Genomic DNA, 12,929 nt, shown 5'->3' with positions numbered 1-12,929 from the left:
CGTACAAGCTGTACGCACAGCGTACAGGAGGAGCGGGAGATGACCTTGGATCACCGCACAATCCGCACCGGGTTCGGCAGGTTCGCCACCGGCGTCACGGTCGTGACCTGCCGCAACGACGACGGCGAGCCGCACGGCGCGACCGTCAACGCCTTCACCGCCGTCTCGCTCGAACCGGCGCTGTGCCAGGTCACGCTGACCCGCGAGTCCAAGGCCTGCCGGTTCCTCGACGACAAGCCGTTCGCCGTCAACGTCCTGGCCGCCGACCAGATCGACGCTGCCTGGACCTTCGCGGGCCGCCCCCAGGGGCCCGCACCCCGCTGGGCCGACGGGCCGACCGCCCCCGTCCTGCTCGGCACCGCCGCGACCATCTCGTGCCTGCCCTGGCGCACGTACGACGGCGGCGACCACCTGATCGTCGTCGGGGAGGTCGCGCACCTGCACACCAGCGACGCCGATCCGTTGCTGTTCTTCGGTGGCGCGTTCCGCGAGATCGCGGCACGCACCGCGGACCACTGGATGAGTTCCGTCGACTGCCCCGACATCGGGTGGTTCGGATCCGATTTCGCCCCACTGCGGACCACTTCAACGCTGAAGGGTTAGGCATGACCACGCAGCAGCAGCAACGCACGACCCGGCCGATGACCGGCGAGGAGTACATCGAGTCCATTCGGGACGGACGCGAGGTCTTCCTCGGCGGCGAGAAGGTCGGCGACGTCACCACGCACCCGGCGTTCCGCAACTCCGTCCGGATGACCGCCCGGCTCTACGACGCGCTGCACGACCCGGACAAGCAAGCTGTGCTGACCGCGCCGACCGACACCGGCAGCAGCGGCTTCACCCACCCGTTCTTCCGCACTCCCCGCAGCAGCACCGATCTCTACGCCGACCGCGCCGCCATCGCGGAGTGGGCGAAGATGACCTACGGCTGGATGGGCCGCAGCCCCGACTACAAGGCCGCGTTCCTCGGCACCCTCGGCGCCAACGCCGACTTCTACAACCCGTTCGCGGACAACGCCCGGCGCTGGTACCAGGAGTCGCAGGAGAAGGTCCTGTACTGGAACCACGCGATCATCAACCCGCCGGTGGACCGCGACCGCAACCCCGACGAGGTCAGCGACGTGTTCATGCACGTCGAAGAGGAACGTGACGACGGTCTGATCGTGTCCGGCGCGAAGGTCGTCGCCACCGGTTCGGCGATCACGAACTACAACTTCATCGCGCACTACGGCCTGCCGATCAAGAAGCGCGAGTTCGCGTTGGTGTGCACGGTGCCGATGGGCGCGCCGGGCATGAAGCTGATCTGCCGCAACTCCTACGCCGCCAACGTCGACAAGACCACCGGGCCGTTCGACTACCCGCTGTCGTCGAGGTTCGACGAGAACGACACGATCTTCGTGCTGGACCGCGTGAAGATCCCGTGGGAGAACGTCTTCATCTACGGCGACGCGGAGAAGGCCAGCACGTTCTTCCCCGGTTCCGGTTTCCTGCACCGTTTCACGTTCCACGGCGTCACGCGGCTGTCGGTCAAGCTCGACTTCATCGCCGGACTGCTGCTCAAGGGCGTGGAAGCCACCGGGGTCAAGGACTTCCGCGGCATCCAGACCCGCGTCGGCGAGGTCATCGGGTGGCGCAACCTGTTCCACGCGCTGTCCGAGGCGATGTGCGCGAAGCCGGACGCGTGGGTCGACGGCGCGGTGCTGCCGCACCTCGACTTCGGACTCGCCTACCGGTGGTTCATGACCGTCGGCTACCCGCGGATCCGCGAGATCATCATGCAGGACATGGGTTCCGCGCTGATCTACCTTCCGTCGTCGGCCAAGGACTTCCAGTCCGAGGAGACGCGGCCGTACCTCGACAAGTACGTGCGCGGCTCGAACGGCATGGACGCCGTCGAGCGCGTGAAGCTGATGAAGCTGATCTGGGACTCGATCGGCAGCGAGTTCGGCGGCCGGCACGAGCTGTACGAGCGCAACTACTCCGGCAACCACGAGGGTGTGCGCGCCGAGATGCTGTTCGCCGCGCAGCAGTCCGGCATGGCTGATTCCATGAAGGGCTTCGCCGAGCAGTGCATGGCCGAGTACGACCTGAACGGCTGGACCGTTGCCGATCTTTTCAACCCCGGCGCGACCTCCCTGAACGGAAGGTGACCTCCCGATGACCGCCGTCCACTCCCCCACCGCCGCCGACTCCGGCGCGTCCGCCAGCGCCAGCTTCCGTTCCTCTGCAAGGGAAGGCGTCGCCGTCTCCGCTGAGCGGGTGTCCACTGTGGCCACCGCTGTCCTGAAGGGCGTGCACGAAGTGATTCGCGCTCACGACGTCACCTATCCCGAGTTCCAGGCCGCGAAGCAGTGGCTGATGGATCTCGGCGAGGGCGGCGAGTGGCCGTTGTTCCTGGACGTGTTCGTGGAGCACGTCGTCGAGGAGGTGGCCGCCCGCACGCAGGACGGCACCAAGGGCAGCATCCTCGGGCCGTACTACCTGCCGGACCAGGTGTCGCTCCCGGCGGTGTCGACGCTGCCGATGCGGCCAGGAGAGAAGGGCGACCCACTGGTGTTCTCCGGGCGCGTGACGGACCTCGCGGGCCGGCCGCTGGCCGGTGCGGAGCTCGACATCTGGCACGCCGACTCCGAGGGCTACTACTCGGGGTTCGCGCCCGGCATCCCGGACGGGAACCTGCGCGCGGTCGTGACCTGCGACGAGGACGGCCGCTTCGAGATCTCCACGGTGCAGCCCGCGCCGTACCAGATCCCGACCGACGGGCCGACCGGCCGGTTGATCGACGCGGCGGGCTGGCACCCGTGGCGGCCCGCGCACCTGCACCTCATCGTGCGGGCGCCGGGACACCGTCCGATCACGACGCAGCTCTACTTCGCGGGCGGGGAGTACGTCGACAGCGACGTCGCCGAAGCGGTGAAGCCCGAACTCGTGCTGACCCCCTCCGACCAGCGCGTCTCGTACGACTTCGTGCTCGAACCGGCATGAACGACCTGCTGATCGACGGCGTGGACACGGTCCTGCTGGACGTCCCGCTCGTCCGGCCGCACCGCTTCGCCCGCACCGGCATGGACGCGCAGCCCGTGCTGCTCGTCCACGTCCGGACCGCGGGCGGGGCGGTCGGCCTCGGCGAGGGTGTCGTGCCGGGCGGGCCGTGGTGGGGCGGGGAGTCGGTCGAGACCATGAAGGTGGTCGTCGACCAGTACATCGCCCCGTTGCTGCTGGGCCGCCGGGTCGACGACATCGCGGGCATCCTGCAGGCCGTCAACGACGTCGTGAACGCCAACCTTTACGCGAAGGCCGCCGTGGAGGTCGCGCTGCACGACGCGTGGGCCAGGTCTTTGGGCGTTCCTGTGCACACGTTGCTCGGCGGGCTCGCGCGCACGTCGATCCCCGTGACGTGGGCGCTGGGCACCGAACCGGCCGCCGTCGTCATCGAGGAGGCGATGGCCAGGCTGGACGCCGGGCACCGCAGCTTCAAGCTCAAGATGGGTGCGCAGGATCCGGCCGACGACGTGCGGCGCGTGTGCGTGATCGCGGAGAAGCTGCAGGGTGTCGCGGGCGTGCGGGTCGACCTGAACGCGCGCTGGGACCGGCTGACCTCGTTGCGCTACCTGCCAGAGCTGGCCGACGCAGGCGTGGAACTGGTGGAGCAGCCGGTGCCGGGTGCCGAGGTCGAGTGGCTCGCGGAGATCAACCACGCGCTGCCGATCCCGGTGATGGCGGACGAGTCGCTGCGCACGCCGTCGGACGCGTTGCGGCTGGCGGGCTTGCGAGCAGCGGACGTGTTCTCGCTGAAGACCACCAAGTCCGGCGGGCTGCGTGCAACGGCGGCCATCGCCTCGATCGCGGCCGCGGCGGGCATTCCCTGCCACGGCGGCACCTCGATCGAGAGCCCGGTCGGCACGGCGGCGTCGTTGCACCTCGCCTGCGCCTCACCCGCCGTGACCTGGGGCAGCGAGCTGTTCGGGCCGTTGCTCATGCGTGAGGAGCTGCTGGCCACGCCACTGCGGTACGACGGCGGCAACCTGCACCTGCCGGTCGGCCCGGGGCTCGGCGTCGAGCTCGACCCCGCGGCCGTCGCGGCCTTCACCAGGAGGTGACCGTGCTCTTCCACGTGCGGATGGACGTCTCCCTGCCCCACGACATGGAACCCAACGACCGCGCCGAACTGGTGCGCGCCGAGAAGGAACGGGCGCTGGAGCTGCAGAAGCTGGGCGTGTGGCCACATCTGTGGCGCGTCGTTGGGCAGTACAGCAACATCAGCGTCTTCGACGTGCCGTCCAACGACGAGCTGCACGCGTTCCTGTCGTCGTTACCGTTGTGGGAGTACATGCGGGTGCAGGTGACGCCGCTGGCGACGCATCCCTCGGACCTCGCCGCCCAATCATGACGGCTGTTCGTGAAGGCCTGGTGTGGCGGTCGCTCGCCGACGTGCCGGCGGACGACAACCTCGCTGCTAACCGGCCTCCGGTCCGAGCGGTTCGAGTCGGGCCGGCACGTGCTTGTGCCACGGTGTGCCTGCCCATTCGTCACGGTCTTCGGCGGCAGTGAGCTCGTTGGGAGCAACGCCCGTGCGCTCCTGCACTGTGAGCCCGAGGCCGTTGGGAAGCGAGATGTGACCGGAGCGCATGGTGTCCGTGGCGTCCACGGACACGTCCGCGGTGCCGCGCCGGGTGGTGAGCCTGACCCGGTCGCCTGTCGTGACGCCCAGCCGTGTCGCGTCGGTGACGCTGATGCGCAGGCGGCCGTCCGGGTCACGCCGCCGCCAGCTGGGGTCACGCATGATCGTGTTGGCCGTGAACGCGCGTCGCTCCCCCGCGGACAGCACGAAAGGCCAGTCCGGATCCTGCCGCGGGACGGGCCTGTCACCCAGTGCGGCCACCGCGGCGAGCAGTTCCGGCACGGCGAGGTTGATCCGGTCACCGTGCAGGCGCTGCCATGACACGTCGTGTTCGTCGTCGGTGATGTGCACGCCGTGCCGGCCGTTGACGATCGCGTCGAAGAGCCGCTCCCCCGCCGCGAGCCCGGACCCGTAGCCGGCCTTTTCAACACCGGCCGGGTTCTTGCGAGCGCACTCGTGCGCGGCCATCCACAGCACGGCGGCCGCTGAGGCGTCGTGCGGCAGCGTCGGGCCGAGGGTGCGGTACAGCAGGACGGGTGCGAGCCGCCGCTTCGCCGGGTCCGCGAGGACCGCGAGAAATGCCTGCGCGAACTCCGCACGTCCGGCGGCCGCGGCCGCGCGCAACGGTGCGTAGTCATGTTCGGTGAGCGCGCCGGTCGCCTCGACCAGCCTGGCGTGGATCTCCGGTTCTGGCAGCACGCCCTCCGGCGCGGGCACGACGGGATGGCGCAGGTGGAAGATGTTGCGCGGGAAGTCGAAGTTGAAGAACGTGGCCTCGAACTTCTCGAACTGCGTCGGCGCGGGCAGCACGTAGTCGGCCAGGCGCGCGGTCTCGGTCATCGCGATGTCGATGACGACCACGAGTTCCAGCGCGGCGAGCGCCTCCCGCATGCGCGCCGAGTCCGCCAGGGAGTGCGCGGGGTTCGCGCTCTCCACCAGCATCGCCCGGTAGCGGGCCGGGTGGTCGGTGAGGATCTCTTCGGCGATCACGTTGCACGGCACGAGACCGCTGATGATCCGTGCGCCCGCGACCGGGCTGCGCGGGCCCTCGCCTTCCGCGTGCCCGCGGTCACGGCCGATCGGCACCAGGCTGGAGGGCACGTACTGGGCGCCTTGTTTGCCGAAGTTGCCGGTGAGCAGCCAGACCAGCTTCTCGACGTAGCTCACCAGCGTGGAGTCGCGGTTCATCTGGACCCCGAGGTCCTCGAACACGGCCACGGAGTCCGCGGCGGCGATCCGGGTGGCGACCGCCCGCACCAGCGTTTCCTCGACGTCGGCGATGACGCAGTAGTCGCCGACGGGTACCTGCCGCAGGACAGCGGTGACGGCGTCGAGGCCGTCCGCGTGCTCGGCGAGCCAGTCAGCGGCGATCAGGTTCTCCTGCACGAGCACGGCGGCCAGCGCGGTCAGCAGGTAGAGATCGGTGCCGGGCCGCACCTGGAGGTGGAAGTCGGCCAGCTCCGCCGTCTCGGTCCGCACGGGGTCGATCACGATCATCGACCGGGCCGGGTCCTTGGCGATCTCCTTGAGCACCGAACGGGCGCGTGGGAAGCCGTGCGACTGATACGGGTTCTTGCCGACGAACAGCGCGACCTCGCAGTGTTCGAAGTCCGCGCGGGTCATGTTGCCGAGCATGCGGGCGCTGACCCAGAACTCGCCGGTCTTCTCCTGCGCGAGCGCGGACGAGCGGTAACGCGCGCCGAACGCGGCCAAGGTGGCGGGCGAGTACGCGCCGCCGAGGTGATTGCCCTGACCGCCGCCACCGTAGTAGAAGATCGTCTCCCCGCCGAAGGTGTCGCGGACCTCGCCCAGGCGCGCCGCGATCTCGCTGATCGCGGTGTCCCAGTCGATCTCCTCGAAGGTGCCGTCGGGCCGCCTGCGCAACGGGTGCGTGATCCGGCCCGTGTCGCCGTTCTGGTGCAGGTCGAGGCGCAGCGCCTTGTTGCAGGTGTAGCCGGCTGACGCGGGGTGGAGCTTGTCGCCGCGGATCTTGTCGAACGACCGGCCGTCGTCACCGACGAGGATCTCGATCCCGCAGTTGCACTCGCAGAGGATGCAGGCGCTGGGTTTCCACATGAGCCAGGCTCCTAGTCTCGTCGCTCCAGCAGGGGCGCGATCTCGACGAGCACGTCGTCGAGCGGGCCCAGGTCACGGTGAGCGCGGCAGAGGATGATCGCTCCCTCGATCGCGGACACGACCAACGTCGCCAGCCGCTGCGCGCGTTGTGCCGCGAAACCATTGGCGGCCAACGCTTTCGCCAGGCTGGTCTGCCAACTGGTGAAGATCTCCCGCACCACGTCACCGGCGTCGGGGACGAGGTCACGGCTGTCCATGGCCATCGCGGCGACGGGACAGCCCGCCCGGTAGTCGGTCCTGGTCAGCGCCCGCTTCCAGAAGGCGACGAGACGGTCCATCATCTGCCGGACGTCGCTCTCGGCCGCCGACTCGCTGACCATGGTGGCGATGTAGTCCCCTGCCTGGCGGACAGCGCCCAGGACCATCTCGTTCCGGCCGCCGGGGAAGTGGTGGTAGACGGAACCTCGCGGCGCACCGCTGTGCGCCAGAACAGCGTCGACCGTCACACCGGCCGCACCACGTTCTCGCAGCAGCAGCACCGCGCTGTCCAGCATCCGCTGCTTGGTGCCCCGCCTGCCTTCGTTGCTCATCACATCTCCCTTACTCGGGAGTATGACAGAGACCATAGTCGGTGTCAGTAGCCATCGGGGGGGGCAGGTGAGGGGTGTGCGAGCCCCCAGCCTCGTGCCGGCCGAGTCAGGGACCCCACGCGTCCGACGGAGTCACCGCGCACTCCACAGAGGACGATTTCTCCGCAGTCTGGAGTGGACGCCAGGATCGCCGGGCGCCCATCGTCTGCAACAACCGCACGTGTCGGTGGTGCGATTCAGAGCACACGGGCAACCAAACCGGTCCCCCATCGCATGGATAAAGGTGAAGGCGTCTGCCAGGCGCCACTGATCCTCAGGGAGTCGCGGTGCGAGCGGGCCAGGTGATCGCGGCGGTGGTGTTCCTGCTCGCCCTCGCGGTCATCGCGATTCCGGTGCTCGCGCTCCGCGATGCCGAACGAAGTCCGGAGCAGCGTCCCACAGTGGTCCGCACGGATGACATGACGTGGCGGAGAACGCCTTCGCCTGTGCCGTCCTCGCCACCACGGCTCATCGGATAGGGGACAACGCTGAGCTGGGAAACCGAGTTCGCCGAACTCTTCGACCGGTACGCGGACTCGATGCGGTTCACCGCCTATCTGCTGTGCGGCAACTGGCACGAGGCGGAGGACGTGATGCAGTCGGCGTTCATGAAGCTCTACCAGGCCGGGCCGAGGCTGGCCGACCGGAGCGGGATCGAGGCGTACCTGCGGCAGGTCGACGTCCGGACGTTCCTCGCCGAGCGCAGACGCCTGCGCTGGCGACGGTTCCGGACAACTCGTGTCCGGGGATGCTGGGCGTCCGGTCGCGGCCGGCACGGTCGGTCCAGGTTGCCGGCCAGTCGAGTTCTCCGGGGGTGAAGCCCGCGGCATGCACGCGCACGATGACGTCGTTCTCCGCGGCGTGGGGGTACGGCATGTCAGTCAGGGTGAGGCCGGCGGCACCCGCGGCACGGTCTCGCACGGTGATCGCGCGCATGGTCGATCCCTTCGGGGCAGTGTTCAGAGTGGCTGGGTCGTGCGAGCGCACGTTGTCAGCTCGGCCAAGGGGCCCCGGCGATGCGCTCGACCGTCGTCGTTCACTGGAAGCCGGGAACGAAGTGGTCGAGCACGTCGGAGTTCACGATGCCGTTCGTGGTTTCGGGGCGGCTCTTGAGCCTGTGCAGCGCGATCGCCGTCCAGACCGTTTCAGCGGCGGCAACCGAGAAATCCCGATCCAGGAGGAACTTGCGCGCGTGGTCGGCACCATCGACCTCGAAGCGCTGCTCGGCACCGGAGAAGGCAGTCAACAGACCGGTGTCGTGGAACATGGCCGCCGGGTAGAGCAAGTCCGGGTCCGGCTTCGCGCCGAGCCTGTCAGCGTGGAACCGCCTTCGCGATCCCCAGCCCATGGCCGAGATGCAGAGGACGAGGTGCGTACAGGAACTCAGACCGTCGTCGAGCAGGCCGCGCGGCGGAACCTCGTCGCGAGGCGATCGAACGCCACCACGAGCTCGTCTCCGTCGATCACCTCGATGTCGACGTCGAGCTGTGCCATCCACAGCGCGAGCCGGTCCGGATCGTCGGAACCCACCTCGACACGGCACGTGAACTCGTCGACCACCTCGATGTCGACCGGGATGTGGATCTTCGCGGCGACCTTGGCGGCGGGAGCGTGCACGAGTAGCCGGGCGCGGTACTTCCAGGCTCCCTTGCTGACGCGTCTGACGACGTACTCGACGACGCTGTCATCCGGGATCACGCGCGGCCGGAACCGCGCACCCGTCGGCGCGCGCGGAACCATGCGGTCGACACGAAAGACCCGCCAGTCGTCACGGTCGAGATCCCACGCGAGCAGGTACCAGAGCGCTCCCCAGCTCACCAGCCGTTGCGGTTCTGCGTGACGCGCCTCTTCGTCGCCCCCAGGCTTGGTGTATCCGAAGCGGAGCCGTTCGTGGCTGCGAATCGCGGCTGCGACCGCGCCGAGAACCGAGGGATCGAGCGGCGGCCCAGCTCCTGGAACAACGCTCATCGCCTCGCGCACCGCCTCCACGCGCCGACGCAGACGCGAGGGCAGCACCTGCTCCAACTTCGCGAGCGCGGTGAGCGAGGTCTCTTCGACTCCGAGCCTTTGAGTCGCGACCGCGCCCAGTCCGACCGCGACGGCGACGGCCTCGTCGTCGTCGAGCAGCAGTGGGGGCATCGCCGTCCCCGCGGCGAGCCGGTACCCGCCGGCGACGCCGGGGCGCGCATCGACGGGATACCCGAGCGACCGCAGCTTGCCGATGTCGGCGCGCACGGTCCTCGTGCTCACCTCGAGCCGTCGGGCGAGCTCGGTGCTCGTCCAGTCGCGCTTGAGCTGGAGCAACGACAGCAGCTCGAGCAGACGGGCCGAGGTCTCCAACATGTTCTCGATCATTCCAGCAATTGCGGAAGCCAACCTGCCGCATTGCCTGGAAACGTCCCGGTCATGAACGAGAACAACGCACTCACCCCGTTCCGCATCGACATCCCGCAGACGGACCTCGACGACCTGCGCAACCGGCTGGCACACACGCGCTGGCCGATCCCCGTGCCGGGCCGGGACGATCGCACCGACTTCAGCCGCGGCATCCCGCTGGTGTACCTGAAGGAGCTCGCCGAGTACTGGCGCGACGGATTCGACTGGCGTGCGCAGGAGGAGAAGCTCAACGAGCACGAACAGTTCACGACGGCCGTCAACGGCCAGACGTTCCACGTCGTCCACGCTCGATCGGCGAACCCGGAGGCCACCCCGCTGGTCCTGAACCACGGCTGGCCGGGATCGTTCGTCGAGTACCAGCGACTCGTCCCGCTGCTGACCGATGAGTTCCACGTGGTCATCCCGTCCCTGCCCGGCTTCGGGTTCTCCACCCCGCTGTCAGGGACCGGCTGGGAGCTGGCGCGGACGACGGACGCCTACGCCGAGATCATGACGCGTCTCGGCTACGAGAGGTTCGCGGCCCACGGCACCGACATCGGTGCCGGCACCACCGGTCGCCTCGCGGCGCTCTACCCGGAGCGCGTCATCGGCACGCACATCGGCAGCGACCCGCGGTGGCTCGGGCTTCTCGGCGACAAGTTCCCCTACCCCGATGGCCTGTCCGACGACGAGATCGCCCAGATCGAGGCAGTGCGCACCGAGGATGCGGCCGACCGCGGGTATCTCCTGATGCAGGACCACCGTCCCGACACGATCGGCGCGGCGCTCACCGACTCGCCGGTCGGTCAACTCGCGTGGATCGCCGAGAAGTTCAAGACCCGGACCAGCGGCGACCACCGGACGCCGGACGAGTCGGTCGACCGCGACCAACTCCTCACGAACATCAGCCTGTACTGGTTCACCCGCAGCGGCGCGTCGAGCGCGCAGTTCTACTACGAGTCCGAGCACTCCGGACTCGACCTGGTCATGGCCTCCAGCGTGCCGTCCGGATGGGCCGTGTTCGACACCCACCCGCTCGTGCGCCGCGCGATGGACCCCTGGAAGGCGATCGGCCACTGGAGCGAGTTCACCGAGGGTGGTCACTTCCCCGCGATGGAGGCGCCGAAGCTGCTCGCGGACGACATCCGCGCCTTCTTCCGCGGCATCTCCACGCCGCTCGAAGAGATCAGCAGGTGACGTTGACGGTCGCGTTCGCCTGGAACGACACGTGCACGTGGTCCATGTGGTTGGCCGTGGGACTACCCCGGTCCTCCATCGGCGACCAGCCGCTGCCGTCGTTGTAGCGCTGGCGCCAGATCACGTAGGTGACGCCGAACGCCTTGCGGTTGGCCAGCACGTAGTCGGCCAGGGCGTTACCGGTGGCGGTGTCGACCATGAAGTCCAGCGCCAGGCCGGAGGGATGGTCGCCGGAACCGCCCCGGCCGGCGGCGCCGCCGATGTCCTTGACGCCGAACTTGCCCGCGATGTGGTGGCCTACCTGCGCCACATGCGGCTTGACTCCGTCCAGGGTGGTCGGACAGGGCGGCGGAGGCGGTGGCGGAGGCGGCGTGGTGGTCGTGGTCACCGGAGGCGGTGTCGTGGTCGCCGGAGGTTGCGAGGACGGCGGCGCGGTGCTCGATGACGTGGCAGGCCGCAGGTCTTGGCTGACAGAGGTCGACGGGGCCGCCAGCAGGGCGGCCGCGCCGGCTGGATCGACCTGCTGGTCGGAACCTCGGACGACCCAGAAGGTCGCGGCCAGGCCCGCGCCGAGGGTGACGGCGACTGCGATGGGCAGCTTCCGGCTGGCTGTCGGCGGCGGTCTATGTCGGCCCTGCATTCAGGTACACCTTGCGTTGGGGACGAGGCATGTTCACACGGCGCGCAACATTACGAAACGAACACGAGAACGTCGCAGGCGAGTGTTCATGCTCACAATTCCCCCGGTGAGCGCGCCGCTACACAAAGTGAGACCGGTGGGTCGTGGACGGACACTTCGCACTGTCCGTCGAGGTCACCGGTCCGGCATCGGCAAAGTCCATCGGGGACGAATCTGCGAACGGTTCGCGTGCGCGGACGTGTGGTTCGACGTCATCGCCAAGGGCGAGGAACCCTCGCACGTCCCGGTGAACACCGTCCGCTTCTCCCCCGGTGCCCGCACAGCCGCGGAACTCCCCGCCGCTGTGTCCGGCGTGGACAGTTGTGCGGTCGTGGTGACGGCGCCGTCATGGTGGCACTGAGGTGACTCAACGCGGACAGTACGAGCGCGATATGGCCGACCTCAGGAACTCGCGGCCAGCGGGAAGGTCACCCCGGTGAGCCGCTCCGACGTCTCCCACAGCCGCCGTGCCAGCACCGGGTCGCTGGCCGCCGCCGATCGGCCGACCAGCGCGGGGTGGCCGTGGAGTTCCCACCGTCCGTCCGGGCCGACGTAGCCGGCGCCCGGCAGGTCCTGGGTCGCCGCGTACAACGACGGCAGCGCGCCCTGCGCCTCGGTCTGCGCCAGGTAACGCCCGACCAGGTGCACGACCTTGACGAGATACCGGTTGCGCCCCTTGGTGCCCAGGTTGGTCGCCGAGTAGCCGGGGTGCGAGGACAGCGCGCGCACGGGCGACCCGGCCTCGCGGCAGCGCCGTTCCAGTTCCAGGGTGAACAGCAGGTTCGCCAGCTTCGACCGGCCGTAGGCCTTCACCGGGGTGTAGCCGGAGCGGGAGAAGTCGAGGTCGTCGAGATCGAGCACGCCCGCCTTGTGCGCGCCGGAGGCCACGGTCACCACCCGGCCGGTGATCGAGGGCAGCAGCAGGTTGGTCAGCGCGAAGTGGCCGAGGTGGTTGGTGCCGAACTGCAGCTCGAACCCGTCCACCGTGTGACCGTGCGGGGTCATCGCCACCCCGGCGTTGTTGACCAGGACGTCGAGTCCACCCTGCCAGCCCTCGGCGAACGCGCGCACCGACGCCAGGTTCGCCAGGTCCAGTTCACGGACCTCGGTGTTGCCCGGCATCGCGGCCGCCGCCCGTTCACCGGCGGCGACGTCGCGCACCGCGAGCACCGTGCGCGCCCCTGCCGCGGCGAACGCGGTCGCCGTGCCGCGGCCCACCCCGCTGGCCGCGCCGGTCACCACGACACTGCGACCGGTCAAGTCGGGAAGGTCGCCGGCGGTCCACCGGTGCTTGGTCATGATCGCCAGCTTAGGGCCGGGCCGCGTTGCCGGACCTCGTCGTCACCGCGCA

15 protein-coding genes and 1 pseudogene are annotated in these 12,929 nt (G+C 69.2%); 9 read left to right on the top strand and 7 right to left on the bottom strand.

The window, feature by feature from the left end:
• Positions 1 to 39: 39 nt before the first annotated feature.
• The 5 genes from SK803_RS13875 to catC are packed head-to-tail and all read left to right on the top strand — an operon-like array spanning position 40 to position 4,390.
• On the top strand, positions 40 to 603 hold the full coding sequence (locus tag SK803_RS13875; RefSeq protein WP_319966377.1) for a flavin reductase family protein: 564 nt from the start codon (positions 40 to 42) through the stop codon (positions 601 to 603).
• A gap of 2 nt (positions 604 to 605) precedes the next feature.
• Positions 606 to 2,150, top strand: a complete 1,545-nt coding sequence (locus SK803_RS13870) for a 4-hydroxyphenylacetate 3-hydroxylase family protein (RefSeq protein ID WP_319966376.1) — start codon at positions 606 to 608, stop codon at positions 2,148 to 2,150.
• 7 nt (positions 2,151 to 2,157) lie between these two features.
• On the top strand, positions 2,158 to 2,985 hold the full coding sequence (catA, locus tag SK803_RS13865) for a catechol 1,2-dioxygenase (RefSeq protein ID WP_319966375.1): 828 nt from the start codon (positions 2,158 to 2,160) through the stop codon (positions 2,983 to 2,985).
• Positions 2,982 to 4,100: a muconate/chloromuconate family cycloisomerase gene (locus SK803_RS13860; protein WP_319966374.1), complete on the top strand. Its 1,119-nt coding sequence runs from the start codon at positions 2,982 to 2,984 to the stop codon at positions 4,098 to 4,100. The genes catA and SK803_RS13860 overlap by 4 nt, the downstream gene beginning before the upstream one ends.
• Before the next feature lie 2 nt (positions 4,101 to 4,102).
• Entirely contained in the window at positions 4,103 to 4,390 is a 288-nt protein-coding gene (gene catC / locus SK803_RS13855) for a muconolactone Delta-isomerase (RefSeq protein WP_319966373.1), read from the top strand.
• A 66-nt stretch (positions 4,391 to 4,456) separates the two neighbouring features.
• On the opposite strand, the gene SK803_RS13850 is transcribed toward catC, so the two are convergent.
• A complete protein-coding gene (locus tag SK803_RS13850; RefSeq protein WP_319966372.1) occupies positions 4,457 to 6,697 on the bottom strand; it encodes a molybdopterin-dependent oxidoreductase in 2,241 nt (746 codons plus the stop codon).
• Between the two features lie 11 nt (positions 6,698 to 6,708).
• Positions 6,709 to 7,287, bottom strand: a complete 579-nt coding sequence (locus tag SK803_RS13845) for a TetR/AcrR family transcriptional regulator (RefSeq protein ID WP_319966371.1) — start codon at positions 7,285 to 7,287, stop codon at positions 6,709 to 6,711.
• 326 nt (positions 7,288 to 7,613) lie between these two features.
• Between SK803_RS13845 and SK803_RS13840 the strand changes: the two genes are divergently transcribed.
• On the top strand, positions 7,614 to 7,805 hold the full coding sequence (locus SK803_RS13840) for a hypothetical protein (protein ID WP_319966370.1): 192 nt from the start codon (positions 7,614 to 7,616) through the stop codon (positions 7,803 to 7,805).
• 60 nt (positions 7,806 to 7,865) lie between these two features.
• Positions 7,866 to 7,988 (top strand): annotated as a pseudogene (locus SK803_RS46515) (sigma factor); the annotation flags it as partial.
• Here the strand turns inward: SK803_RS46515 and SK803_RS46510 are convergent.
• The 3 genes from SK803_RS46510 to SK803_RS13820 all read right to left on the bottom strand — a co-directional run bounded on the left by SK803_RS46510 (position 7,933) and on the right by SK803_RS13820 (position 9,669).
• The gene (locus SK803_RS46510; protein ID WP_406601530.1) at positions 7,933 to 8,202 is read right to left on the bottom strand and encodes an alcohol dehydrogenase catalytic domain-containing protein; all 270 of its coding nucleotides are present in this window, start codon (positions 8,200 to 8,202) and stop codon (positions 7,933 to 7,935) included. The pseudogene SK803_RS46515 and the gene SK803_RS46510 overlap by 56 nt on opposite strands.
• A 160-nt stretch (positions 8,203 to 8,362) precedes the next feature.
• Complete coding sequence (locus tag SK803_RS13825) at positions 8,363 to 8,674, bottom strand: HD domain-containing protein (protein WP_319966368.1); 312 nt, start codon at positions 8,672 to 8,674, stop codon at positions 8,363 to 8,365.
• Between the two features lie 35 nt (positions 8,675 to 8,709).
• Positions 8,710 to 9,669, bottom strand: a complete 960-nt coding sequence (locus SK803_RS13820) for a helix-turn-helix transcriptional regulator (protein ID WP_319966367.1) — start codon at positions 9,667 to 9,669, stop codon at positions 8,710 to 8,712.
• 63 nt (positions 9,670 to 9,732) lie between these two features.
• Between SK803_RS13820 and SK803_RS13815 the strand changes: the two genes are divergently transcribed.
• Positions 9,733 to 10,899: an epoxide hydrolase family protein gene (locus tag SK803_RS13815; protein ID WP_319966366.1), complete on the top strand. Its 1,167-nt coding sequence runs from the start codon at positions 9,733 to 9,735 to the stop codon at positions 10,897 to 10,899.
• On the opposite strand, the gene SK803_RS13810 is transcribed toward SK803_RS13815, so the two are convergent.
• Complete coding sequence (locus tag SK803_RS13810; protein WP_319966365.1) at positions 10,889 to 11,539, bottom strand: hypothetical protein; 651 nt, start codon at positions 11,537 to 11,539, stop codon at positions 10,889 to 10,891. The two genes, SK803_RS13815 and SK803_RS13810, sit on opposite strands and share 11 nt — an antisense overlap.
• Positions 11,540 to 11,777: 238 nt before the next feature.
• On the opposite strand from SK803_RS13810, the gene SK803_RS13805 reads away from it, so the two are divergent.
• Complete coding sequence (locus SK803_RS13805) at positions 11,778 to 11,939, top strand: cupin domain-containing protein (protein WP_319966364.1); 162 nt, start codon at positions 11,778 to 11,780, stop codon at positions 11,937 to 11,939.
• Positions 11,940 to 11,980: 41 nt separating this feature from the next.
• On the opposite strand, the gene SK803_RS13800 is transcribed toward SK803_RS13805, so the two are convergent.
• Positions 11,981 to 12,877 (bottom strand): oxidoreductase, encoded by an 897-nt coding sequence (locus SK803_RS13800; protein WP_319966363.1) that lies wholly within the window; start codon positions 12,875 to 12,877, stop codon positions 11,981 to 11,983.
• Positions 12,878 to 12,929: the final 52 nt, after the last annotated feature.

This window comes from Lentzea miocenica, from assembly GCF_033949945.1.
Taxonomy (GTDB): Bacteria; Actinomycetota; Actinomycetes; order Mycobacteriales; family Pseudonocardiaceae; genus Lentzea; species Lentzea miocenica.
Note: the sequence above shows the minus strand (reverse complement) of the source record. Positions and strands in the feature narration are given on the sequence as shown.